A 25,080-nucleotide genomic window follows, 5' to 3' on the forward strand; every position below is an offset into this window, starting at 1 on the left:
ACAGTGGGCGTAGCGCCATCAGCGGGCCAATGCGCTACACTGCCGCGCTTGTACCGATAGACGATTTTGAAGGAAACCCATGACGTTCAAGGCGCCGGACAGTCTCGCCGAGCAGATCGCTCACCACCTCGCCGAACGTATCATTCGCGGCGATCTCAAGCCTGGGGAGCGCATCCAGGAACAGAAGGTCACGCTGGCACTCAATGTCAGCCGCGGCTCCGTGCGCGAAGCCTTGCTGATCCTTGAACGCCGGCACCTGATCGCGATCCTGCCGCGCCGTGGCGCCCACGTCACCGAACTCACCGCGCATAAGGTGCAAAGCCTGTGCACGTTGATGGGCGAGCTGTACATCCTGCTCGGCAATGCGGTGGCGCAAGGCTGGCAGACCCAGGCCGATATGGCGCCGTTCGTGCAGATCCAGCAGCGTCTGGTGAGCAATTTCGAACGTCAGGACATCCGCGCGTTCGTCGAAGAAAGCTTCAATGTGATGCGCGCCGCGTACCCCTTCGCTAACAACCCGTACCTGCAGGAAACCGTCGAAAACCTGCAGCCGGCGATGAACCGCGCCTATTACCTGGCCCTGGACCAGCGCAAGGCCGAGATGAGCGAGTACCTGGCGCTGTTCGAGCAACTGCTCGCCGCCGTGCTGGCCCGTGACTTACCGCATATCCGCCAGGTGCTGTCGGCCTACGGTCAGCGCAGTTGCTCGCTGGTTATCGCAGCGTTGGCGGACGTCTAAACGTGCGGCTCAAGTGCATCAAACTGGCGGGGTTCAAATCCTTCGTCGACCCGACCACGGTGAACTTCCCCAGTAATATGGCGGCGGTGGTCGGGCCCAATGGTTGCGGCAAGTCGAACATCATCGACGCCGTCCGCTGGGTGATGGGCGAGAGCTCGGCCAAGAACCTGCGCGGCGAGTCGATGACCGACGTCATCTTCAACGGCTCCACCAGCCGTAAGCCGGTGAGCCAGGCCAGCATCGAGCTGGTGTTCGACAACTCCGACGGCACCCTGATCGGCGAATACGCGGCCTATGCGGAAATCTCCATCCGCCGCAAAGTCACGCGCGACAGCCAGAACAGCTACTTCCTCAACGGCACCAAGTGCCGCCGTCGTGACATTACCGATATCTTCCTCGGCACCGGCCTGGGCCCGCGCAGCTATTCGATCATCGAACAGGGCATGATCTCCAAGCTGATCGAAGCCAAGCCCGAGGACCTGCGCAACTTTATCGAGGAAGCGGCCGGCATCTCCAAGTACAAGGAACGTCGCCGCGAGACCGAAAACCGCATCCGCCGCACCCACGAAAACCTCGCCCGCCTGACCGACCTGCGCGAAGAGCTGGAGCGCCAGTTGGAGCGCCTGCACCGGCAGGCCCAGGCCGCCGAGAAGTATCAGGAATACAAGGGCGAAGAGCGCCAGCTCAAGGCCCAATTGTCGGCCCTGCGCTGGCAAGCCTTGAACGATCAAGTGGGCCAGCGCGAAGCGATCATCGGCACCCAGGAAATCAGCTTCGAAGCGCTGGTGGCCGAGCAGCGCAACGCCGACGCCAGCATCGAACGCCTGCGCGACGGGCACCACGATCTGTCCGAGCGCTTCAATCTGGTGCAGGGCCGCTTCTATTCGGTGGGCGGCGATATCGCCCGGGTCGAGCAGAGCATCCAGCACGGCCAGCAACGTCTGCGCCAATTGCAGGACGATCTGAAGGAAGCCGAGCGCGCGCGCCTGGAGACCGAATCCCACCTGGGCCACGACCGCACCTTGCTGCTGACCCTCGGCGAAGAGCTGGACATGCTCACCCCTGAGCAGGAGATCACCAGCGCCGCCGCCGAAGAAGCCGCCGCCGCCTTGGAAGAAGCCGAAACCACCATGCACGGCTGGCAGGAACAGTGGGATGCCTTCAACCTGCAATCGGCCGAACCGCGCCGCCAGGCCGAAGTGCAGCAGTCGCGCATCCAGCAACTGGAAACCAGTATGGAACGTCTGGCCGAGCGCCAGCGCCGCTTGCAGGAAGAGCGCGTGCTGCTCGCCGCCGACCCGGAAGATGCGGCGATCATGGCGCTCAGCGAGCAACTGGCCGAAAGCGAAATGACCCTGGAAGAACTCGAAGCCAGCGAAGAGCAGCAAGTCGAGCGCCTGGAGCAACTGCGCCAGCAACTGCAACAGGCGACCCAGGCCCAGCAGCAGGCCCAGGGCGACCTGCAACGGCTCAACGGGCGTCTGGCGTCCCTTGAAGCCTTGCAACAAGCCGCGCTGGACCCGGACATCGGCACGGCCGAGTGGCTGCGCGACCAACACCTGGCCGAGCGCCCGCGCCTGGCTGAAGGTTTGAAGGTCGACGCCGGTTGGGAGCTGGCCGTGGAAACCGTGTTGGGCGCCGATCTGCAAGCCGTGTTGGTGGACGATTTTGGCGGCTTCGATCTCTCCGGCTTTGCCCAGGGCGATCTGCGTTTGCTCAGCCCCGCCGCGGATGGTGCGCGGGTGCCGGGCAGCTTGTTGGATAAGGTCGAAGCCGCGATCGATCTGGCGCCGTGGCTGGGCCAGGTGCGGCCGGTGGAGTCCCTGGAGCAGGCCCTGGCCCAGCGCGGTCAACTGGCGGTCGGCGAAAGCCTGATCAGCCGCGACGGTTACTGGGTCGGCCGGCACTTTTTGCGCGTGCGTCGCGCCAGTGAAGCGCAAAGCGGCGTTCTGGCCCGTGGCCAGGAAATCGTCAATCTGAGCGCCGAGCGCGAAGAGCGCGAAGCCACCCTCGAACGCCTGGAAACCGAACTGCAAACCCTGCGCGCCACCCAGCGTCAGCAAGAGACCGGCCGCGAGCACCTGCGTCGGCTTTTGCAGGATGAGGCGCGCCAGCAAGGCGAACTCAAGGCGCAGCTATCGGCAAGCAAGGCCAAGGTCGAGCAACTGAGCCTGCGTCGCACCCGTCTCGACGAAGAAGTCGCCGAGATGGGCGAGCAACGCGCGCTGGAGCACGAACAAATCGGCGAAGCGCGCCTGCACTTGCAGGAAGCCCTCGACAGCATGGCTCAGGACACCGAGCAACGGGAACTGCTGCTGGCCCAGCGCGACAGCCTGCGCGAACGTCTCGACCGCGTGCGCCAGGAAGCGCGCCAGCACAAAGACCACGCCCATCAGTTGGCGGTGCGCCTGGGCTCGCTCAAGGCCCAGCACGCGTCCACGGCCCAGGCCCTTGAGCGCCTGGAGATGCAATCCGAGCGCCTGACCGAAAAGCGCGAACAACTGAGCCTGAATCTGGAAGAGGGCGAAGCGCCGCTGGAAGAGTTGCGCCTCAAGCTCGAAGAGTTGCTCGACAAGCGCATGACCGTCGACGAAGAACTCAAGACCGCACAGATCGCCCTGGAAGACGCCGACCGCGAACTGCGCGACGCGGAAAAACGCCGGACCCAGGCCGAGCAGCAGTCCCAGTTGATTCGCGGCCAGCTCGAACAGCAGCGCATGGAATGGCAAGCCCTGACCGTGCGCCGCAAAACCTTGCAGGACCAATTGCTCGAAGACGGCTACGACCTGCACGGCGTGCTCAATACCCTGACCGCCCAGGCCAACGAGAAAGACGCCGAAGAAGAACTCGAACGCATTGCCGCGCGGATTCAACGCCTCGGCGCAATCAACCTTGCGGCCATCGACGAATACCAGCAGCAATCCGAACGTAAGCGCTACCTGGACGCTCAGGACGCGGATCTGGTGGAGGCGCTCGACACCCTGGAAAACGTAATTCGCAAGATCGACAAGGAAACCCGCAACCGTTTCAAAGATACCTTTGATCAGATTAATGGCGGTTTACAGGCGTTATTCCCAAAAGTTTTCGGTGGCGGCAGCGCTTACTTGGAACTGACGGGCGAAGATCTACTCGATACAGGGGTGACGATCATGGCGCGCCCGCCGGGTAAGAAGAACAGCACCATTCATTTGCTGTCTGGTGGGGAAAAAGCCCTGACCGCCTTGGCGTTGGTGTTTGCGATCTTCAAGCTGAACCCGGCGCCGTTCTGCATGCTCGATGAAGTGGATGCACCGCTGGATGATGCGAACGTTGGACGCTATGCACGGTTGGTCAAAGAGATGTCCCAGACCGTGCAGTTCATCTATATCACCCACAACAAGATCGCCATGGAAATGGCTGATCAACTGATGGGGGTGACGATGCACGAGCCGGGATGTTCGCGCTTGGTGGCGGTGGATGTGGAAGAGGCGATGGCGATGGTGGACGCCTGACGGCAAGCTTCAAGCGGTAAGTGAGTCAGCTCGAAGCTTGTCGCTCAGGGGCTGTGGTTCACAGTTGGCGTCTGCTGTAGGAGATTGCCTGCTACGCCTGAAAGCTGGCAATTCGACACATTTCGCGCCAACTGTGTAAAGTTATCTTTGGTCGTGCTAGTTTAATGTCAATTTTTCGTGTGCGTGGGCAAAACGTCAGTCAGAACATAGAGTTGGCGCCACGTTTTAAAGCGGTTTGCACGATGCTAAACCCCTTATTTTTCAGCATTTTTTATTAGAGGCACGGGATTACATGGAAATCGGTCTGCGCGAGTGGCTGATCGTCATCGGCATTATTGTCATTGCCGGTATTCTTTTTGATGGCTGGCGCCGCATGCGCGGTGGCAAGGGCAAGCTTAAATTCCGTCTGGACCGTAACCTGTCCAACCTGCCCGACGACGACGGCAGCGCCGAGCTGCTGGGGCCGCCCCGTGTGCTGGACACCCATAAAGAGCCGCAATTGGACGAGCACGACCTGCCGTCGATGAGCGCGCCGGTGCGTGAAGCCCGCGAGCCATCGTCCAAACGCGGCAAACGCAGTGGCGTAGCGGTTGCCGAACCCCATCAGGGTGACCTTAACCTTGACGTGGATGAAGGCCCGAGTTTCAGCAGCCGTGACGACGATTTCCCCGATGAGAACGCCGCCAAGAACGCGCCGCGCCAATCGGTCAACGATCAGCCGGCCGCTGAAGAAGTGCTGGTGATCAGCGTAATCTGCCGCGATGCCGCCGGTTTCAAAGGCCCGGCGCTGTTGCAGAACATCCTCGAAAGCGGCCTGCGCTTCGGCGAGATGGATATTTTCCACCGCCACGAAAGCATGGCGGGCAACGGCGAAGTGCTGTTCTCCATGGCCAATGCCGTCAAGCCGGGTACTTTCGATCTGGACGATATCGACTTGTTCAGCACGCCTGCGGTGAGCTTCTTCCTCGGTCTGCCAGGCCCGCGCCACCCGAAACAAGCGTTCGATGTGATGGTGGCCGCAGCACGCAAGCTGTCCCAGGAACTCAACGGCGAGCTGAAGGACGACCAACGCAGCGTCCTGACCGCCCAGACCATCGAACACTACCGTCAGCGCATCGTCGAGTTCGAGCGTCGCGCCCTGACACAGAAACGCTGAGGATTGGCCTCAAGCGTTGTCGATAGAATAAGCGCACCAACATTTGAGCAGCTTCGGCTGCTCTTTTGCTTTATGAGAGAACACCCATGACCGCCGCCCATACCCGCATCCTCGAACTGCGCGCTGAACTGGATCAGCACAACTACCGGTATTACGTCCTCGACGAGCCAAGCATCCCGGACGCCGAATACGACCGACTGTTCCACGAACTCAAGGCTCTCGAAGACGAGCACCCGGAGCTGGTCACGCGGGATTCACCGACGCAGCGGGTCGGTGGCGCGGCGCTGTCGGCGTTCACCCAGGTCAAGCATGAGATTCCGATGCTCAGCCTGGGCAACGCCTTCGATGAAGCCAGCATGCTTGAGTTCGATCGTCGCGTTACTGAAGGTCTCGATCTGCCTGTGGGCGATCTGTTTGGCGGTGGCGCGGCGGTGGAGTACAGCTGCGAGCCGAAACTCGATGGCCTGGCGGTCAGCCTGTTGTATCAAGACGGCGAGCTGGTGCGCGGTGCCACCCGGGGCGACGGCACCACCGGCGAAGACATCAGCGTCAACGTGCGCACCGTGCGCAATATCCCCCTGAAGCTGCATGGCAGCGGCTGGCCGGCGACCCTGGAAGTGCGCGGCGAGGTGTTTATGTCCAAGGCCGGGTTCGAGCGGCTTAACGCTTCGCAACTGGAAGTGGGCGGCAAGACCTTTGCCAACCCGCGCAATGCCGCTGCCGGTAGCCTGCGCCAGTTGGATTCGAGAATCACCGCCAGCCGCCCGCTGGAGTTCTGCTGCTACGGGATCGGTCAGGTCACGGCGGATATCAGCGACACCCATATCGGCAACCTCAAGCAGTTACAGAAGTGGGGACTGCCGATCAGTCACGATCTGAAGCTGGCCAAGGGGATTCAGGAATGCCTCGATTACTACCGTGACATCGGCGAGCGACGTAACAGCCTGCCGTATGAAATCGACGGTGTGGTGTTCAAGGTCAACAGCCTTGCCTCCCAGCGCGAACTGGGCTTTCGCGCCCGCGAGCCGCGCTGGGCCATCGCCCACAAGTTTCCGGCCATGGAAGAACTCACCGAACTGCTCGACGTGGAATTCCAAGTCGGCCGTACCGGCGCCGTGACCCCGGTGGCCCGCCTGAAACCGGTCAAGGTCGCGGGTGTGACCGTGTCCAACGCCACCTTGCACAACATGGACGAAGTGGCGCGCCTGGGCCTGATGATCGGCGACACCGTGATCATCCGCCGTGCCGGTGATGTGATCCCTCAGGTGGTCTCAGTGGTCACCGATCGCCGCCCGGAACATGCGCGTGCGGTGCAGATCCCTGAAAGCTGCCCGGTGTGCGGTTCCCATGTGGAACGCACGCAACTGGTCAAGCGCAGCAAGGGCAAGGAAACCGTCAGCGAAGGCGCGGTGTACCGTTGCGTCGGGCGCCTGGCCTGTGGCGCGCAGCTCAAGCAAGCGATCATCCACTTTGTGTCCCGCCGCGCCATGGACATCGACGGCTTGGGCGACAAAACCATCGAGCAATTGGTGGATGAACATCTCATCGCGTCACCGGCCGACCTGTACAAGCTCACGTACGAGCAGATCATCGACCTGGAAGGCTTTGCCGATATCTCCAGCAAAAAGCTGATCACCGCCATCGAAAACAGCAAATCGCCGACCCTCGCACGCTTTATCTACGCCCTGGGCATTCCCGATGTGGGCGAGGAGACCGCCAAGGTGTTGGCGCGCTCGCTGGCGTCCCTTGCGCGCGTGCAGCAGGCGTTGCCGGAGGTACTGACGTACTTGCCGGACGTGGGTCTGGAAGTGGCGCACGAGATCCACAGTTTCTTTGAGGACAGCCATAACCAGCAGGTGATCGGTGCGTTGCTTTCTCCGGACGAATGCGGCCTGCAATTGCAGGATCAGGGCGACCTGAGCGCGGAATTTGCCGCCAGCGCGACGTTGGGCGGGCTGCTCGACAAGCTCAATATCCCCAGCGTCGGCCCTGGCGCCGCGCAGAAGCTGGCGGACAAGTTCGGCAGCCTTGACGGCGTAATCCAGGCCGACTGGCTGGACATGCGCCAGGCACTGCCTGAAAAGCAGGCCAAGGCCGTGCGCGACTTCTTCGATAATCCGCAGAACGCCCGCCGTGCCCAGGCCATCGAGCAGCAGCTCAAGGATTTCGGCATGCACTGGCACAGCGCGAAGAAGGTCGTCGAAGGCTTGCCGGAAGCCGGCCACACCTGGGTACTGACCGGTTCGTTGGAGCTGATGAGCCGCGATGTGGCCAAGGACAAACTGGAAAGCCTGGGCGCCAAGGTCGCCGGTTCCGTCTCGGCCAAGACCCACTGTGTGGTGGCGGGCCCTGGGGCTGGTTCAAAGCTGGCCAAGGCCACCGAGCTGGGCCTGAAGGTGCTGGATGAAGAGGCGTTTGTTGCCTTTCTTGCCCAGCATAACGTGACTGTCTGATGGCGTGTGCCGGGCGCTGGCTTGCCGCGCGTCGGGCGGCGCTGCAACCCTACAGCAGCGAAGTGGAACGATCCTGAGCCCTGAATGATCTAGTCTGGGTCACCTAGGGAGAGATCGCCATGTTCCGCTATTTCGAGCAACTCAGTTCGCGCATCGCCGCACCGTTCATGGCCGACACTTCGCGTAACAGCAAAGTCTGGCAATGCCGCTGCGGCCAGCCGCTGTTCTTTCGCAATAGTCAGTGCCTGGCTTGCTCGGCGCTGTTGGGGTACCAGCCGCAGCAGAGCCGCTTGGCGTCCCTTCGGCCCGGACCCGTTGCCGGAACGTGGCTGCAGGACGGCAATCTCGACGCCGGGGCCTTCCGCCGTTGCGCCAACCTCGACACCCCGGCGGCCTGCAACTGGCTGATCCCGGCCCACAGCACTGCGCCGTTGTGCGTGGCCTGCAGCCTCAATCGCACCATTCCCGACCTGTCCATCGTGGACAACCATGAACGCTGGCGCAAAGTGGAAACCGCCAAGCGCCGCCTGGTGGCGCAGTTGATCAGCCTGGGCCTGCAGGTGGTGCCCAAGAGCGTCGACGAAGAGACCGGCCTGGCCTTCGACTTTATCGGTGTCGACCTGGAGGGCAACGCGCCCACCACCGGGCATGCCAACGGCCTGATCACCCTCGACATCAAGGAAGCCGACGACGCTCACCGCGAAAAAGTCCGCGTGCAGATGCACGAGCCTTACCGCACCTTGCTCGGCCATTTTCGCCATGAAGTCGGCCACTACTATTGGGATCGCCTGATCGCCGGCAGCCACTGGATCGAACCGTTTCGCCAACTGTTCGGTGACGAACGCGCCAGTTACGCCGAGGCCCTCGACCGGCATTATCAGCACGGCCCGCGACCGGACTGGCAGGAAGCCTGCGTCAGCGCTTACGCCACCATGCACCCCTGGGAAGACTGGGCGGAAACCTGGGCGCATTACCTGCACATGATGGACGCCGTGGATACCGCCCTAGGCTTCGGCATGAGCGCGCGGGAGATGGACCTGGATTACCAACCATTCCCCCTTGCCACCCTCTACGATCCCGCGCACCCCGGCGGTCCGGCGTTTCTGGCGTTCGTCAATGCGTGGATCGAACTGGCCGGCATGCTCAACGAACTGTCGCGCAGCATGGGCCAACCGGATTTCTACCCCTTCGTACTGCCACCGGCGGTGATCGCCAAACTGCACTTTATCCATCTGGTGATCCAGGAAGAGGGCGGCCGTGCGGACGAGGTGCTGCAAGCACAATGATCAACCCATGTGGGAAGGGCATGCTGAGGGCCATGGCAAGTGCTTGAACCTCTTCATATTTTTAATCCGTAACCAACGGTTGTAACTTCCGATGAGATCGGTACAATGGCGCGGCTTGCCGAGAGGCCAGCGTCGTTATGGTGACCCCATCGGTCCCCCCGCAACGATTACCCGTTAACCTGGTCAGGCCCGGAAGGGAGCAGCCACAGCGGGAACATTGTGTGCCGGGGTGTGGCTGGTGGGGTTGCCTCCATAACGCTCTTCTTTAGTTGTTCATCCCAATATCCAAAAAAACTGTTTGCGAACCATCTGCCCTTGAGCAGTCCATGGTGGCATTGTCGCGACGGCCAAAAACTCACGCCAGCTCGGCAGTTTATCGGTGGCATACTTCACTGCCTGGCAACCGGAGGCAGCGCAAGTGGAAAAAGTTGACGACCTCACACGAGAAAAACTGCGGGAATGGCAGATGCGGCGCTTGGAGATCAAGGACCGTATCCAGGCACACCCGGAGCAGACCCTGGCGTTGTCGAAGGTGTTGGACCTTATGGACGAGGAGCACGCCGAGATTATGAGCGGTGCGCAGTTTGTCCGTACTGCCGAGCCGAGCCCTGGGCCGAGCGTCGATCAGCCTCCACCGGTCACCGCTACCTACCAATTGCACTTGGACGTGTCCGCCCACAGCGCCGAAGACCTGCGGCGTTTGCTCGATATGGCCGTTCATGAACTGCAACGGCAGATTGAACTGGCCAGCGCCCCGGCCTCCACCGGGCCACGGCGTTACCCCGGTGGCATGGCGGGTTCTCTGGGTGGCTATCAATTCGAGGTGGGCGTCGGTCAGGATGCCTGACAGGCTTAGCCGCTGAATCCATTTGACTGACCTCATTCGGCCCCTGGCCGCGAGGATGTATGCAACCGGAACACTTCGATTTATCCAGCCCCGTTTTCCTGCCGGTTACCGACGACACCTGCAGCGCCTTGCTCGGTGCCGACGGTGCCACGCACCTGGACACCATGACAGACCCGGAGCTGGCGGCGGTGCTGGTCATTCAGAATCTGGCGCAGGCCGCGCCAGCGGACCTCAACGGTGCCGCCGCCGAGCGTGTGCTGGTCAAGTTGATTGGTTGGGCGCTGAACACGCCGACGTCCGGCACGGCGGCGTTGCTGCCCGAAGCGCGGCGGTTGTTCGATCCGCGCAAGTTGTACTTCGGCATCAATGCGCTCAAAAACCTCAACCTGCGCCTGTTACTGGCCGAAGAGGTCGCGGCGCGTGATTATCTGCTGCCCGACGGCCAGTGGGATGTGACCTACAAAGTCCGCCAGCGGCGCAGCAACGATCCCTTCAGCCAGCAGATGATCACTCCCCGGCACCGCGAGCGTTGGCTCAGCCCGGCGCAGGACAAGCTGGTGCGCACCTTTCGCGCCAATCTCAATGAAGACCTGCACGTGCAAGGCTATGCCGGTATCGGCAAGAGCCACTTGCTGGGCGCGTTGCTGGAATGTCTGCGCCCGGAAAAAACCCTGATCCTGGCACGCACCGGAGCCAAATTGGCCACGTTGCGCGAGCGCATGGGGCTGACGCGGGACAGCAAGGCCGGTTCGACCTTCGCCGCGTTTGCCAAAGCGCTGTTACAGAACGGGCGGCCAACCGCAGACAAATCATCGGCCAGGTTGCCCAGTAAGCAGGCGGTGGCCCAAGCCCTGGATATCCTGGGTTGGCGCGGCCACGATGGTCAGGCGACGTTGAATGTGTGCCTCAAGGTGCTTGAGAACTACTGCGACTCCAGCCATCACAGCCTCTCGGCCCGACACTTTCCTCACTTCAAGCACGCCTTGTCCAGTCTGGATGCACAGGTCTTGCTGGAATACTCAAGCCGCGTGTGGACGTACCTGGAGCGCCATCCGCAGTGGGTCGTCCAGACCGAGTTCGCCACATTGTGGTTGATCAAGCGCGCCAGCCTGGAATGCTGCGAAGTGCCGCCGCGGTTTACCCATGTGCTGATCGATGAAAGCCAGGACATCCCGGCCTCGTTGCTGCAGATCATCGAGCGCGGCCGTCAGGTGCTGATCACCCTGGGCGACGAATATCAGTTGGCCACCGGCGTGATGGTGCGGCGCAAGCGTGAAGTCCGGCACACCGATATCAGCTATTCGGTGCGTTCCGGCCGCAACGTCGAGCGCCTGGTCAACCCCTTGATCAGCGTGCATTCGCAGAAGAGCAAGGTTCCGTTCGAAGGCGCGCGGGACGCCGATGTCGGCATCGAACATTACCCCCAGGGCTTCGTGCCGCCGGAAGGCTGCGTAGTGTTGACCGCGTCCCCTTGGGACACGATGAAGTGGGCGATCCAATTGCAGCAGGCCAATTGCCCGTTCGCCTTGTTCGACAGCGCGGCGCAGCGCGATCTGGAGCGTTTTATGATCAGCGCCATTGCGTTGTTCAAACCGCAGTTCTACAGCACCGAGCACACCGACAAAGGCCCCCACGCCTATTTCAGCGACCTGGCTGACTGGCAGCAAGTGCGCGAGGCCGGGCAGTTCGACGAAGCGTTCCTGTGGGTCGAGCATGAGCTGGAAAAAGGCTTCAATGTGGCCGATGTCACCCGCCTGAACCGCCTGGCCGGCGAGCCCGACAAACGCTGCCGGCTGATGCTGGCGCAAGAGGCCGGCGGCATGGAGTTCGACTGCGTGTTGCTCACCCCGGAATTGCTGAGCAACGTGAAGTTCAAGGATGCGTATGCCTTCGATCAGCGATTGTGCGAGGTGTATATCGCGATTTCACGGGCCAGGCGCCAGCTCTATCTGCCTTACGATGTGGTCGAGTGGATCGATTACCACAAGTATCAGAAGACCCGTGAGACTCATGGCTTTTAACTGAGTTGATTTACGCATCGACGGGGTTCTGTGTCAGTACCTCTTCTGCAATGTCTCCGAAAAAAGTTCGTGTAAGACTGAAAAAAGGGCTTAGCTGCTTGCCGCGAGGAACGAGGTCGATACTTGCCAGGCAGTAAAGGCTCATATCTTGGTCAATGTGATCTTCGAAAAGCACCTGTAACTCGTCCCACCATTGCTGACGCAGGTTCTGAAGGAAGGGGCTGTTCAAGTTAAGTAACCCAATGGTGTACAACGCTCTGTCTTCGTCTTCTATGGACAGCTTATCCGCAGGCACTATGCGGCCGTCAGATAGGTAGGCGAAAAAACGACGGCAATCGGGATGATGGCAGGAGACAAAGCGCTTGATATCGACCGCATCGGATTTTCCGAGTGCATGTCCGCCGAAAACTTCTGACGCTCGGCCTTTGAATGTATGCAAATCGCTTTCGCTATCTAGAGCGGACGCGGCGAGGTTGTGGTAGTCAAAAGTGCGCTGAGGGTTCTGGCTCTTATTTTCGACGTGTTCTATATGAAAGCCTAAACCGATCTGGTCGGGACGAATCTCACTGTAGCAACATAGGCCGTATTGTTCTTCCAGAAGGTAGGCGAGAACTTGCTGTTTGTACTTAAATCCAGACCATCGGCTGTCCGCCGCTTCTGCTGAGATGGGCGGATTGGAATTTGAGTTGTTCAGTTGATAGGGACCGTGGCCACGCTTGCAAACAGCTCTCATTTTTTAAGCGCTCTTTGTCGTTTTATGCTGCGATGCAGGCGCTGAAGCTGGGGGTGCTGATCACCCAATGCTTTTGTAAGTCGCGCCATCAATTCAATGGCTGGCTCTTCATCGTACCGACCCTTGTCGACCCATTCAGTGAGTTGCAACAACTCAGGTTTTTCAATGACCGGTGGCTGCGGGTCAACTTGCATTACGCTATGTAGAACGCTGCTGCTTGGCTCACCGTAAGTCATCGCCAGAGGTGGCGAGGCAACCAGATTGCCTTGTATATCCTTGCCAATCACTCGAATGTTTTCGCGCCGTACGGTGCTTAATACTTGTGGGCTATGCGTGGTGACAATGAATTGCATGGCTGGGAAAGCTCCACGCAATGAGGCCAGAACTGTTTGTTGCCAATGGGGATGGAGAAACATGTCCACCTCATCGATCAACGCAATACCGTGGGTTTTCAACGGTGCCTCAACGCCGAGATGCGGATTTAACTTGCAAGCACGAAAAGCAAGATCCGCGACCATCGCAATTGCATTACGCAAACCATCGCTAAGCATGTCTACAGGCAGTATCCCTTGTTCAGGATGATGCATGATCAGTTGCTGTTGATGGCTCTCGCTGTACTCAAGGCTGTGCCAGCCAGTGGGGGCTTGAATCAATCGGTCAATCGCTTCTTTGATCGATTTGATGATTTGTCCGAATCGAGTTCCAAGCTCAGACAGTTGCGCGTTACGTTCCAGGGCAACGACCTGAGCTTCGCGATAGCTGCGATAGATCCAGCCATACCATGCTGTAAAGGTTTTGAAACTCGACGAGTAAGAAAGACAGTTCAGATAGCCTGAAGTCCTGGAGTATTCGGATTTGTCAAGAGTGGTTTGGGCCGCGGCCGAGGTGAAGCGCCCCTCAAACCAGAGCCGAGACGTTCCCAGGTAAGTGATCAGAGGTAGAACAACAGATTCATCACGACGAACTTTTTCCTGCAGTGATTTGCTGTACCCCGTCAGGGCTTTAGCGCCGGTGTCTGCGAGTGTATTGGTTGATTTTTTCAAGCGCGTACGTTGTTGTAACCAATGGCGTTCCAGTTCGCCGTCATCCCACGGGCCAGACGCTTCAATAATGCTCGGTATCTGAGGTTCCATATTGCCGCTGCTAAGGTGGGCAAGACGTACGTCGTCGATTTGAATTGTCGCGGATTTTCCGGTCTGACTACCGAGGTCAAAACCTTTTACAAACGGCCATAAAGCAACCCGAGCCGCATCCAGGATAGTGGTTTTGCCACCACCGTTGGAGGCAATCAAGACAGTCAGATGAGGATCGAAGTCGATATCGAACTCTCCAAAGCAGCGGTAATTGCGCACGCGCAGTTTGTCGAGCCTCACAGTCGTTCCTCCGGTTTCATCATATGGCCAGGCAAAGGGACATCCCATTGCATTGCTGGGTGTACAGCATACTAGAGCGGACGGCGAAAACGCGAAGTTAAGCCGTGGAGAGTGACTGGTTTGTTGGCGTGTTTCTGAGGCCAACCCGCTCAGCCGTCAGATCTAAAAAAACGACGGCTCCCTGCCTTTAGATAGCTGTCTCACAACTTTCAAGCTCGCGACTGGACAACCCTTGAGCGCCTTGCTAGTTTCCGCCAGCCGCATGTTTCAGAATATGACAACAGTAACGCATTGATATTGAAGTGATATCACTTCTTTAACTAACAAGGATGTCTCTGATGAAAAGCCTGCAAGGGTTGCCCCGTCTGATCAGTGCTTCGGTGGGCGCTCCCGGTAAAGCCCGCAACTTGCCCGCCGATGTGCAGTGCATCCAGTATTTATTCAATCTGATCATTCCCAAAATGGGCTTTCCCCTGCCGGAAAACGGCAAGTGCGACGGCCAGTTGGTGCAGTGCATCAGCCAGTATCAGTTTCGCCACCTCAAGTACGCCCATCCCGACGGCGTGATCGACCCCACCGGTCGTACGTTCAACAGTCTGATCGAAGAGGCCGTCAAGGTGCCGGTCAAGGCCTCTCCGACGCTGCGCATTCCAACCTTCCTGAATGCCTTCGGCAATAACCACGGCGATGCAGTGCAGGCTACGGTGAATGTGTACTTGGACCGCATGCGCGCGATGATCGAGGCGGAGCGCCGCAACCGGCAACTGATGTTGCAGCCCACCTGCGACGGTGGCATGACCCTCTCCGACACTGATTTCCAGAACGCCGCCACCCAGTTGGGCAACGGCATTTCGGTCAATATCATCAAGGCCTTCGCCACCGTGGAATCCGGCGGGCGTTCGGGGTTCGGGCCGGCCAAGTTGCCGGTGATCGCTTTCGAAGGGCACCTGTTTCGCAAGTACACCAAGCGCATCTACGACCAGGCCCACCCGCTGCTGTCTTACCCTTACGTGAAAAAGGCCGGGCCGCAGTGGCAGACCAACAACAAGGACCAGATCAAAGCCTGGGAAACCATGGCTACTGCGTTTGCCTTGGATCAGGAAGCGGCCTTGATGTCGGCGTCCTGGGGCATGTTCCAGATCATGGGCTTCAACTTCGAATCGTGCGGTTACAAGACCGTGTTTGAATTCGCGGCCGCCTTGAAAGTGAATGCTGGCAACCAGCTCAAAGCCTTCCTGGGTTTCTGCAGCAAGAGCCCAGCGTTGATGAAAGCCATGAAGGCCAAGGATTTCACCGGCATGGCGCGTAATTACAACGGTGAGGACTACGGCAACTACGACGTCCTGATGAAGAAAGCCTACGAAAAACTTGAAGGGAAAAAATAGGATGACGCGTTTTCTGACGATGGGTGTGTTGTCGTTGTGCTTTGCAGTGCCTGCATTGGCCGCCAGCAGCGCTTTGCATTCGGGCAAGTATGAAGGCCTGATGCTGGCGGTCACGCCGCAGCAGCAGGTCGAAGGCTACTACGCCGAAGAAATGGGCGAGGGCGTCACCCGCGGCTGCACGTTTTACCTGCAGGGTAAACCGGGCGCGCTGACCACTTGGGGCCAGGAAGCTTATCCCGGCAGCATCGCAGCGTCTGGCGATGGCGTGACCCTGACCGTAGAACAAGGCCGCCAGCACCCCGGTTGCCTGAACGTGTTGATGCCGGAAATCGCCACCGGCCTGGACCTGAGCCAGACCGCCAGCAAAAACTGGATCGGCCTGGTCACGGTGTCCGCCGACAAGGCTTACTTGCAGAAAACCCCGGGTGCCAAGGTCGCTAAGCGCCCGTATATCGTCAAGCGTGACGTGGTCGGTGTGCTGGCGTACAAGGACGGCTGGGCCCAGGTCGAGTTCGTCAACGCCGAAGGCCGCTCGTTCATTGGTTGGATCAGCCAGGACCAGTACAGCCGTCTGGCTGCGCCCACCGCGCAAAACTGAGCCACAAAAAAACGCCGCCGTGTGTCTGGCACACGGCGGCGTTTTTTATGGGCGGGGTTCAGCCCTTATTGCGGCTGAACAACTTGCGGATACCGGCGAGCAACGCCACCACGCCGATGACCAAAAACTTCTTCGCCGCCAGCAGGAAAATGCCGATCTTGGCGAACAACCCGGCCTTGGCGGCAATCCCACCGGCCACCAGTGCCGCTAGGCCATAGGTGGCCATTTTGTCGGTGCTGGGGTTGAAGTCGGTGTACAGGTTGCCATCGGTGAAGTTGGTGAAGGCCAGCACCTTGGGCAGCTCTTGCTTGATGGTCGGCAGGTCGGCCATGGCGGCAACGGCATTGAGTTCCAGCACGCCTTCACGGCCCAGTACGCGGATGCTGTAGTTGAGGGTGTTCTGATCGGCGTCGTCGGCTTTCAGCTCGCGGGCCCAGTACATCTTGTGGGTGGTATCGTCATAGTGCGGCGGCTCGGCCCAGCCCAGCAGATGCAGGCCGGCGTAGCCTTGTTTCTTGCGTTCCTGGTTCTCGGCCTCGTCTTCTTCCTGCATCTGCTTGAGCAGGTCGGCGTAGTCGATTTTTGCCGCGTCCTCGTCGGAAATATGCCCATCGGCCTTGTAGCTGACGATCACGCCCCAGCCACGCTCGGACAGCGGGCTAACGGCTTTGGGTACGATCATGCCCAGGGTCTTGAAGCCCGGTGGGTTGCCCCAGCCGTCGGTCAGCAGGCGTTCGGTATCCGCCGGGTCGAGGTAGTAGAACTCGTCGTTGAGTTTGAGGGTGGCGATGCCGCTGGGCAGGGTGACCGTGCCGGTTTTTTTCTTCAGCGAAGCCAGGAAATGTTCGGCGGTTTCAGCCGGTTCAGCTGCGGCGCTGGCTTCGACCGGTGCAGGTGTGGCGGCGGCGAAGGCGGGTACGACGGGCAGGCTCAGAGCAGCCGCCGCAAGCAACAAGCGGAAGTAATTCACGGTAGTCCCTTACATTTTGAATTAATTTCGCGGGAGGATAACGGAAAAACCTGCTACGGGCATCCAGATATGGCTTAGCCGAAGGTTTCGCGTAGCAAGTCGGCAAAGGCATCCCGCGCCAGGTGCCGCTGCGTGTCGGTGTGCCAGAACAGCAGATTGTCCACGGCCTCAAGCTCCTCGAACCGGTACGAAGCCAACTGACTGGCCTGCTCATAACGCGCCAGAATCCCTTCCGGCGCCAACGCCACGCCGATCCCGGCGCTGACGCAGCCGATGATCGTGCCCCAGCTGGCATAGGTGGCGATGCTCGGTGTGATGTCATGGGGTTTGAGCCAGTTTTCCAGCGCGGCGCGATAGGGGCAGCCACTTGGCCACACCAACAACGTGCGGCCCGCCAGGTCCTGTGCGCCGTGAATGGGCGCGCTGCACGCGCTGGCGATCAGCACCAGGCGTTCGCGGTAGACCACACTGTGTTCGAGTTTGGCCCGCCGGTTACCGGCGGCCACCAGGGCCACGTCCAGGCGATGGTGTTGCAGGTCGTCAAGCAATGGGCTCCAGGCGCCGGTCACCAGTTCCAGGCTGACTTGCGGGTAACGCCGGTGATATTCCGCCAGCAGCGGTGGCAAGCGGCCGCTGGCGCTGGATTCCACCGCGCCGATGCGCAAGGTGCCACGGGGGATGGCAGTGGCATCCACTGCGCGTTTGGACTCATCCACCAGCGCCAGGATGCGCTCGCAGTAGTCGAGAAAAATTTCACCCGCCGCGCTGATCGCCAGCCCGCGCCCGGCACGGATAAATAACGGCGTGCCCAGCTCGCTCTCCAGTTGCTTGATGCGTGTGGTGATGTTGGAGGGCACGCAATGCAGCTGCACGGCCGCCTGGGCCACGCTGCCCGTCTGCGCCACGGCGCGCACCATTTTCAGTTGGGCCAGTTCCATTGCTCAATTCCCGTGATTTCAGAAGTCAGAAACGCTTAATTGTCCTGCGCCGCGTCCGGGCCAAGACTGAAGGCCTTCTTTCGCGGTTTCCGGACGCTCTCGATGAACACACCGTCACGCCTGAAGCTTACGCTAGTCACCGCCAGCGTGATCCTCTGCTGGGCCTATTCGCCGATTGGTGTGCATCTGGGCCTGCACAGCTACAGCCCCGGCCAGCTGGCGTTGTTGCGCTTTTTGATCGCGTCGCTGTTTATGGCCGGGGTGGCGCTGGTACTGGGCATCGGCCGACCGCGCTGGCGGGACGTGCCCTGGCTGCTGGTGCTGGGGTTCTTCGGCGTGTTCCTGCACCACACAGCCCTCAACTATGGACAGCAATGGGTCACGGCGGCGGCCTCCAGTGTGTTGGCGCAGTCGGCCCCGCTGTTCAGTGTGCTGATCGCGTTTTGGGTTTTGAAGGAGCGGGTGAGTGTGTGGCGTTGGGTGTGTGTGTCATTGGGGCTGGTCGGGGTAGGGGTGGTGATCTGCGGTGATCGGGGCATCGGCGAGATCGACCCGCGCGGCGTGCTGATCCTGCTGGCAGCGCTGTCCTGGAGTGTGTATTTCGCCCTTCAGAAACACTACGCCCATCGTTACAGCCCGCTGACCATGGCGTGCTACATGGTGTGGGCGGGCACTCTGATGCTCTGCGTGAACCTGCCGGGCCTGCCCGCGGCGGTGCTGAGGGCGCCGTTGACGGAGAACCTGGCGGTGCTGGTGCTGGGCATTTTTCCCAGCGCTCTGGCCTATCTGGCGTGGGGCTATGTGTTGAAACATGTGGAGGTCAGCCGCGCGTCGGTGGCGATGTACCTGATTCCGCCAGTGGCGATGCTGATGGCCGCCACTCTGCTGGGTGAGCAGGTGACGCCCTGGGTGGTGCTCGGCGCGCTGATCGTGCTGGCCAGCGTGGCGGCCATCAGCCTGGAGGGGCGCTGGCGCTTAGTCGTGCAGGCAGAATGCGCGCAATCGGTGGCCGTCGAGGTCCTCGGCGACGAAGGTATAGCCGAAGTCCAGATCCGTCGGTGACTGAATGATCGTGGCGCCCCGTGCCGACCACTGCGCGTGCAAGGTGTCTAGGGCGGTTTTGTCCGCCAGTGACAGCCCCACTTCCGCGCCGCCGCCCGTCAGCGTGGCGGCCGGTTCCACGGTGTGGCGCGACCACAGCCCCAGCTTGACGCCGTTATCGAGTATGAACAGGGCAAAGGTCGGGTTGAGTTCCACGGGCGGCTTATCGAGCAAGCGGCTGTAGAAATTCGCGCTGGTGGCGGGGCTGTCGACATACAGCAGGAAATAATGGGCGACGGTGTGCATGCAGGCTCCTTGAGGGCAGGCGGTTAAGTCAGCCCAGTCTAAAAGGTCGCACTGTCAGTTCTTGTCAGGAGCGTGGGGCACCGATGGAATCTGGCCGGTGTACAGCTGAATGATCTTGTCGATTTCCCCTGACATTTTCATGCGCTGCAACGTATCCAGGATTTGCTGCACCGGCAAATTGGGATCGTTACGCACAATGCAGCCCAGGCTCAACTCATCGACCACGGCGACCTTATGCAGACGCCGACCAAGCGGCAGAGACTGGTTGAAGCGATCAACCGTCCATTCGTTGATGACGGCGTATTGAAAGCGCCCAGCCAGCAGTTTTTGCAACACCTGTTCCTCACTGCGCGCTTCGTCACGGGTCAGCCGCCCGCTGGCAAACAACGCGGCCAGGCCGATGTAGCGGTAATTGAGTACGGTGCCGATGGCCTGCGGGGCCAGGTCGCTCAGTGTGACCGGTTGTTCGTCGGTACTGACCAGGACGCTGCGCTGCGCCATCAGCGGCACGCTCCAGGCGTAGTCGCCGGGCAGGTCATCGAGCCAGGCCTGGGTGACATAACAGCGCACGTCGATGTCGCCATGGAGCAAGGCAGTGGCGATGCGCGCGCGTGCCAGCACTTGGAACCGGGCCGGTAGGCCGAGCTGTGTGGCCAGGCTCGCCATCACGTCATACAAAATGCCCTGGGTCGGCTGACCGTTCTCCACTTGCACCATCGGCATCGCCCAACTGTCGGAAATCGAAAAACGCAGCGGGGCAGGCGCCGCCAAGCTGGCCGTGGTGATCATCCATAAAGCGCCCAGGACTACGCGCATACACTCTCCAGGTTCAGGCCGTTTCGGGGGCCAGTCAGCAGAGCTTAGTCAGATTAGACGAGCGTGCCGGATGCAATTTCCCCCTTGCTCCGCTAGCATTACCGGCCTCTGCTTCCCAGTTGCGACGGTTTTCGATGAGTTATCAGGTTCTTGCACGTAAATGGCGCCCGCGCTCGTTCCGCGAAATGGTCGGCCAGACCCATGTGCTCAAGGCTCTGATCAATGCCTTGGACAGCCAACGGCTGCACCACGCCTACCTGTTCACCGGTACCCGGGGGGTGGGCAAGACCACGATCGCGCGGATCATCGCCAAGTGCCTGAACTGTGAAACCGGGATCACCTCAACGCCCTGCGGCACCTGTTCGGTATGCCGGGAAATCGACGAAGGGCGTTTCGTCGACCTGATCGAGATCGACGCCGCCAGCCGCACCAAGGTCGAAGACACCCGCGAACTGCTGGACAACGTGCAGTACGCCCCGAGCCGTGGCCGTTTCAAGGTCTACCTGATCGACGAAGTGCACATGCTGTCCAGCCACTCCTTCAACGCCTTGTTGAAAACCCTGGAAGAGCCGCCGCCCTACGTCAAATTCATCCTGGCCACCACCGACCCGCAGAAACTTCCTGCAACCATTCTGTCGCGGTGCCTGCAGTTTTCCCTGAAGAACATGACTCCCGAGCGAGTGGTCGAGCATTTGACCCATGTGCTGGGTGTCGAGAACGTGCCGTTCGAAGACGACGCGCTGTGGCTGCTCGGCCGCGCGGCCGATGGCTCGATGCGTGACGCCATGAGCCTCACCGACCAGGCCATCGCCTTTGGCGAAGGCAAGGTCATGGCCGCCGATGTGCGTGCCATGTTGGGCACCCTGGATCACGGCCAGGTCTTCGACGTGCTGCACGCGTTGATCGACGGTGATGCCAAGGCGTTGTTGGAGGCCGTGCGCCATTTGTCGGAGCAAGGCCCGGACTGGAACGGCGTGCTCTCGGAAATCCTCAATGTGCTGCACCGCGTGGCCATCGCCCAGGCTCTGCCTGAAGGTGTCGACAACGGCCACGGCGACCGCGACCGGGTGCTGGCGTTGGCCCAGGCATTGCCGGCCGAAGACGTGCAGTTCTATTACCAGATGGGCCTGATCGGCCGTCGCGATTTGCCCCTGGCGCCGGATCCGCGCGGCGGTTTTGAAATGGTGCTGTTGCGCATGCTGGCGTTCCGGCCCGCCGATACGGCGGATGCGCCGAGACAGCCGCTAAAGCCAGTGGGGATCAGCCAGGCCACAGTTGATTCCGCCAAACCTGTGGCTGGCGCCGCCGTAGTCGCGCCAGTTGCCGCCGCGCCTGCGCCGGTCGCGCCTCCAGCTGAGGCGCCTGAGCCAGTAGTGGTTGCCGCGCCTGAGCCCGACCCTGTGGTCGACCTGCCGTGGAACGAACCGGCGGACGCCGAGCCCGAGCCCGAGTTGCAGCCTGCCGTGGAGCCCGTGCTGGAAACCACCGGCGAGCAACCCGAACTGACCCCGATGCCCACGCCGACGCCTGACAGCGTGGTGCCGGATGCGCCGGAGTGGGTGTCCGCGCCAGTGCCCGAGCCGACGGTCGCCCAAGTCGACGCGGCCACGCCGGGCATCGACCTCGACGACGAGCCGCCGCTGGACGAAGACTACATCGAGCCGGACATGGATTCGGCCTACAGCTACCTGGACGAATTGGCCAGCGAACACGCCGCCGAACCTGCCCCGGAGCCCGAGCCTGAACCCGCCGCAGCGCCGGCCACCGGTCTGGCTCTGCAGTGGCTGGAACTGTTCCCGAAATTGCCGATTTCCGGCATGACCGGCAGCATCGCCGCCAACTGCACACTGATCGCCGTCGACGGCGACCACTGGTCGCTGCACCTGGACCCGGCCCACAGTGCCTTGTTCAATGCAACCCAGCAGCGTCGCCTCAATGATGCCCTTAACCAGTACCATGGGCGCACGCTGACGATCAGCATCGAATTGATCAAGCCTGAGCAGGAAACCCCGGCCCAGGCCGCGACCCGCCGGCGTCTGAACCGCCAGCGTGAAGCCGAGGACGCGATCCACGCCGATCCGCTCATCCAGCAAATGATGCAGCAGTTCGGTGCGGTGGTGCGCCACGATACTATTGAACCTGTCGAAGCTCCGGTGCCCCAGGCGTCATGACACCGGGCTACTAACTTGATCCACGTACTTTTGAGGTGATTCCCATGATGAAAGGTGGCATGGCCGGCCTGATGAAGCAGGCGCAGCAGATGCAGGAAAAAATGGCCAAGATGCAGGAAGAACTGGCCAACGCCGAAGTCACCGGTAAAGCCGGTGGTGATATGGTCAGTGTGGTGATGACCGGTCGTCACGACATCAAGCGCGTGAGCATCGACCCGAGCCTGCTTGAAGGCGTCAGCGATGACGACCGTGAGGTGCTGGAAGATCTGTTCGCGGCTGCCGTGAACGACGCAGTGCGCAAGATCGAAGCCAACAGCCAGGACAAAATGTCCGGTGTGACCGCCGGCATGCAACTGCCGCCGGGCATGAAGCTGCCGTTCTGATCCGCAGGCTTTAGCTAGACTCCAATGCCAGGCATCGCGCCTGGCATTTTTGTTTATGCCGATCCGATCGAACCCTGGCACGGCACCCATGGTCTGCACCCTATACCGATGAATTCGATAAGGAGCCCTCTGATGCCTCACGAACCGACACTCAACCAGCGAATCGTCCTGGTTTCGCGTCCTAAAGGCGCACCGACCCCGGAGAACTTCCGCCTGGAGCGTGTGACTTTGCCGGAGCTGGCGGACGGCCAGGTGCTGCTCAAAACCCTGTACTTGTCCCTTGACCCCTACATGCGTGGGCGGATGAGCGATGCGCCGTCCTACGCGGCACCGGTGGAAATCGACGAGGTGATGACCGGCGGCGCTGTCAGCCGGATCGAGCAGTCGCGTCATCCGAAGTTTGAAGTGGGTGATCTGGTGGTCGGTGCGACCGGCTGGCAGAGCCACAGCATTTCCGACGGCCGCAACCTGATACCGGTGCCTAAGGGGCTGGCCAGTCCTTCCATGGCGCTGGGTGTGCTGGGCATGCCCGGCATGACCGCCTACATGGGCCTGATGGACATCGGCCAGCCAAAGGCCGGCGAAACCCTGGTGGTGGCCGCGGCGTCCGGAGCGGTCGGCTCGGTGGTGGGGCAGGTGGCTAAGCTCAAGGGCCTGCGTGTGGTCGGTATTGCGGGCGGCGCGCAGAAGTGCCGCTATGTGGTGGACGAGTTGGGCTTTGATGCCTGTATCGACCATAAAAGCGAGGACTTTGCCGACGAGTTGGCCCAGGCCTGCTTCAAAGGTGTGGACATCTATTTCGAAAACGTCGGCGGCAAGGTCTTCGACGCAGTGTTGCCGCTGCTGAACGCCAAGGCACGGGTGCCGCTGTGCGGCCTGATCGCCGGCTATAACGCCCATGAGGCGCCCAGTGGTCCAGATCGTCTACCGGCCCTGCAACGGACTCTGCTGACCAAGCGCGTGCGCATCCAGGGCTTTATTGTGTTTGATGACTACGGCGACCGTCAGCCCGAGTTCCTCAGCGCCATGGCGCCGTGGGTGCGCGAGGGCAAGATCAAGTTCCGCGAAGATGTGGTCGAGGGCCTGGAGCAGGCGCCCGAAGCCTTTATCGGCCTGCTCGAAGGGCGCAACTTCGGCAAGTTGGTGGTGCGCGTCGCGCAGGATTGATCATTTGACGCTAATCCGGGGCGCGGGTATAAACCGCGTCTCGTCGTTTTGTCGGACCCATGCCCCATGAGCTTCAGCCCCCTGATTCGTCAACTGATCGACGCCCTGCGTACTTTGCCGGGTGTCGGCCAGAAAACCGCCCAGCGCATGGCGCTGCAATTGCTGGAGCGTGACCGCAGCGGCGGCACTCGCCTGGCCCAGGCCCTGAGCCAGGCCATGGAAGGCGTTGGCCACTGTCGCCAGTGCCGCACTCTCACCGAAGAAGAGCTTTGCCCGCAATGCGCGGACCCGCGCCGCGACGACACTTTGCTGTGCGTAGTGGAAGGGCCGATGGATGTGTATGCGGTGGAACAGACCGGCTATCGCGGACGCTACTTCGTGCTCAAGGGCCACCTCTCGCCGCTCGACGGCCTCGGCCCGGAGGCCATCGGCATCCCGCAACTGGTGGCGCGTATCGAGGAACAGGGCACCTTTACCGAAGTCATCCTCGCCACCAACCCCACGGTGGAAGGTGAAGCGACTGCCCATTACATCGCCCAACTGCTGACCAACAAAGGCCTGATCACTTCACGCATCGCCCACGGCGTGCCGCTGGGAGGCGAGTTGGAACTGGTGGACGGCGGCACCCTGGCGCACTCTTTCGCCGGCCGCAAACCCATCGCCCTCTAGCCACCCCGGCTGTTGTAGTGAGCAGGCTTGCCCTGCGCTGGGCTGCGAAGCCGCCCCGCAACCTGGCAACCGTTTCCGCCTGACACACCGCAGCACCTGCAGACGGGGCCGCTTCGCGCCCCAGCGCGGGGCAAGCCCGCTCACCACTGCAAGCATGTGCGCCGCTCCCCGTGTAGTGAGCAGGCTTGCCCTGCGCTGGGCTGCGAAGCAGCCCCACAACCTTGCAACCGTTTCCGCCTGACACACCGCAGCGCCTGCAGACAGGGCCGCTTCGCGCCCCAGCGCGGGGCAAGCCCGCTCACCACTGCAAGCACGTGCGCCGCTCCCCGTGTAGTGAGCAGGCTTGCCCTGCGCTGGGCTGCGAAGCAGCCCCACAACCTGGCAACCGTTTCTGCCTGACCCAACGCAGCGCCTGCAGACAGGGCCGCTTCGCGCCCCAGCGCGGGGCAAGCCCGCTCACCACTGCAAGCGCGTGCGCCGCTCCCCGTGTAGTGAGCAGGCTTGCCCTGCGCTGGGCTGCGAAGCAGCCCTATAACC

20 protein-coding genes and 1 other RNA gene are annotated in these 25,080 nt (G+C 61.1%); 15 read left to right on the top strand and 6 right to left on the bottom strand.

The features are described 5' to 3' along the window. Nucleotides 1-79: 79 nt before the first annotated feature. The 8 genes from ABX75_RS00435 to ABX75_RS00465 all read left to right on the top strand — a co-directional run bounded on the left by ABX75_RS00435 (nt 80) and on the right by ABX75_RS00465 (nt 11,993). Nucleotides 80-739 carry a GntR family transcriptional regulator gene (locus tag ABX75_RS00435; protein ID WP_047881280.1) on the top strand — a complete coding sequence of 220 codons (660 nt, stop codon included), beginning with the start codon at nt 80-82 and terminating at the stop codon, nt 737-739. A 2-nt stretch (nt 740-741) separates the two neighbouring features. Continuing rightward, nucleotides 742-4,230 carry a chromosome segregation protein SMC gene (gene smc / locus ABX75_RS00440; protein ID WP_047881281.1) on the top strand — a complete coding sequence of 1,163 codons (3,489 nt, stop codon included), beginning with the start codon at nt 742-744 and terminating at the stop codon, nt 4,228-4,230. 292 nt (nt 4,231-4,522) lie between these two features. Continuing rightward, complete coding sequence (gene zipA / locus ABX75_RS00445; protein WP_040269103.1) at nt 4,523-5,386, top strand: cell division protein ZipA; 864 nt, start codon at nt 4,523-4,525, stop codon at nt 5,384-5,386. Between the two features lie 86 nt (nt 5,387-5,472). Beyond that, nucleotides 5,473-7,839, top strand: coding sequence for an NAD-dependent DNA ligase LigA (gene ligA / locus ABX75_RS00450; RefSeq protein WP_047881282.1), 2,367 nt, complete (start codon nt 5,473-5,475; stop codon nt 7,837-7,839). A 119-nt stretch (nt 7,840-7,958) separates the two neighbouring features. Further along, a complete protein-coding gene (locus ABX75_RS00455; RefSeq protein ID WP_034099693.1) occupies nt 7,959-9,125 on the top strand; it encodes a putative zinc-binding metallopeptidase in 1,167 nt (388 codons plus the stop codon). Between the two features lie 147 nt (nt 9,126-9,272). Then, an RNA gene (gene ffs / locus ABX75_RS28160) (signal recognition particle sRNA small type) lies at nt 9,273-9,369 on the top strand. Nucleotides 9,370-9,543: 174 nt separating this feature from the next. Then, nucleotides 9,544-9,972 (top strand): hypothetical protein, encoded by a 429-nt coding sequence (locus tag ABX75_RS00460; RefSeq protein ID WP_034099692.1) that lies wholly within the window; start codon nt 9,544-9,546, stop codon nt 9,970-9,972. Nucleotides 9,973-10,031: 59 nt separating this feature from the next. Continuing rightward, nucleotides 10,032-11,993: a hypothetical protein gene (locus ABX75_RS00465; protein ID WP_047881283.1), complete on the top strand. Its 1,962-nt coding sequence runs from the start codon at nt 10,032-10,034 to the stop codon at nt 11,991-11,993. Between the two features lie 10 nt (nt 11,994-12,003). Here the strand turns inward: ABX75_RS00465 and ABX75_RS00470 are convergent, their stop codons facing one another. Further along, a complete protein-coding gene (locus tag ABX75_RS00470; protein ID WP_082136116.1) occupies nt 12,004-12,726 on the bottom strand; it encodes a retron system putative HNH endonuclease in 723 nt (240 codons plus the stop codon). Further along, on the bottom strand, nt 12,723-14,099 hold the full coding sequence (locus ABX75_RS00475; protein WP_256203842.1) for an AAA family ATPase: 1,377 nt from the start codon (nt 14,097-14,099) through the stop codon (nt 12,723-12,725). The genes ABX75_RS00470 and ABX75_RS00475 overlap by 4 nt, the downstream gene beginning before the upstream one ends. A 338-nt stretch (nt 14,100-14,437) precedes the next feature. Between ABX75_RS00475 and ABX75_RS00480 the strand changes: the two genes are divergently transcribed. Both ABX75_RS00480 and ABX75_RS00485 read left to right on the top strand, forming a co-directional pair. Continuing rightward, complete coding sequence (locus ABX75_RS00480) at nt 14,438-15,484, top strand: N-acetylmuramidase family protein (RefSeq protein ID WP_040269099.1); 1,047 nt, start codon at nt 14,438-14,440, stop codon at nt 15,482-15,484. Between the two features lies 1 nt (nt 15,485). Continuing rightward, on the top strand, nt 15,486-16,082 hold the full coding sequence (locus tag ABX75_RS00485) for a hypothetical protein (RefSeq protein WP_034138934.1): 597 nt from the start codon (nt 15,486-15,488) through the stop codon (nt 16,080-16,082). Between the two features lie 58 nt (nt 16,083-16,140). Here the strand turns inward: ABX75_RS00485 and ABX75_RS00490 are convergent, their stop codons facing one another. Together ABX75_RS00490 and ABX75_RS00495 are read right to left on the bottom strand one after the other, a co-directional pair. Next, nucleotides 16,141-17,052: a DUF2167 domain-containing protein gene (locus ABX75_RS00490; protein WP_034099688.1), complete on the bottom strand. Its 912-nt coding sequence runs from the start codon at nt 17,050-17,052 to the stop codon at nt 16,141-16,143. A gap of 74 nt (nt 17,053-17,126) precedes the next feature. Continuing rightward, nucleotides 17,127-17,990, bottom strand: coding sequence for a LysR family transcriptional regulator (locus ABX75_RS00495; protein WP_034099687.1), 864 nt, complete (start codon nt 17,988-17,990; stop codon nt 17,127-17,129). A gap of 102 nt (nt 17,991-18,092) precedes the next feature. Between ABX75_RS00495 and ABX75_RS00500 the strand changes: the two genes are divergently transcribed. After that, nucleotides 18,093-19,052 (top strand): DMT family transporter, encoded by a 960-nt coding sequence (locus ABX75_RS00500; RefSeq protein WP_047881284.1) that lies wholly within the window; start codon nt 18,093-18,095, stop codon nt 19,050-19,052. Here ABX75_RS00500 and ABX75_RS00505 read toward each other — a convergent pair. Then, nucleotides 18,966-19,337, bottom strand: a complete 372-nt coding sequence (locus ABX75_RS00505) for a VOC family protein (RefSeq protein ID WP_047881285.1) — start codon at nt 19,335-19,337, stop codon at nt 18,966-18,968. The two genes, ABX75_RS00500 and ABX75_RS00505, sit on opposite strands and share 87 nt — an antisense overlap. A 54-nt stretch (nt 19,338-19,391) precedes the next feature. Then, the gene (locus ABX75_RS00510) at nt 19,392-20,153 is read right to left on the bottom strand and encodes an ABC transporter substrate-binding protein (protein ID WP_047881286.1); all 762 of its coding nucleotides are present in this window, start codon (nt 20,151-20,153) and stop codon (nt 19,392-19,394) included. A 134-nt stretch (nt 20,154-20,287) separates the two neighbouring features. On the opposite strand from ABX75_RS00510, the gene dnaX reads away from it, so the two are divergent. The 4 genes from dnaX to recR all read left to right on the top strand — a co-directional run bounded on the left by dnaX (nt 20,288) and on the right by recR (nt 24,543). After that, nucleotides 20,288-22,324 carry a DNA polymerase III subunit gamma/tau gene (dnaX, locus tag ABX75_RS00515; RefSeq protein WP_034099684.1) on the top strand — a complete coding sequence of 679 codons (2,037 nt, stop codon included), beginning with the start codon at nt 20,288-20,290 and terminating at the stop codon, nt 22,322-22,324. A 44-nt stretch (nt 22,325-22,368) separates the two neighbouring features. Further along, a complete protein-coding gene (locus ABX75_RS00520) occupies nt 22,369-22,707 on the top strand; it encodes a YbaB/EbfC family nucleoid-associated protein (protein ID WP_017527493.1) in 339 nt (112 codons plus the stop codon). 132 nt (nt 22,708-22,839) lie between these two features. Continuing rightward, the gene (locus tag ABX75_RS00525) at nt 22,840-23,874 is read left to right on the top strand and encodes an NADP-dependent oxidoreductase (protein WP_034099683.1); all 1,035 of its coding nucleotides are present in this window, start codon (nt 22,840-22,842) and stop codon (nt 23,872-23,874) included. Between the two features lie 66 nt (nt 23,875-23,940). Next, nucleotides 23,941-24,543: a recombination mediator RecR gene (recR, locus tag ABX75_RS00530; RefSeq protein WP_014719453.1), complete on the top strand. Its 603-nt coding sequence runs from the start codon at nt 23,941-23,943 to the stop codon at nt 24,541-24,543. Nucleotides 24,544-25,080 lie beyond the last annotated feature (537 nt).

The sequence above is a fragment of the Pseudomonas sp. ARP3 genome (genome assembly GCF_001029595.1).
GTDB lineage: Bacteria > Pseudomonadota > Gammaproteobacteria > Pseudomonadales > Pseudomonadaceae > Aquipseudomonas > Aquipseudomonas rhodesiae.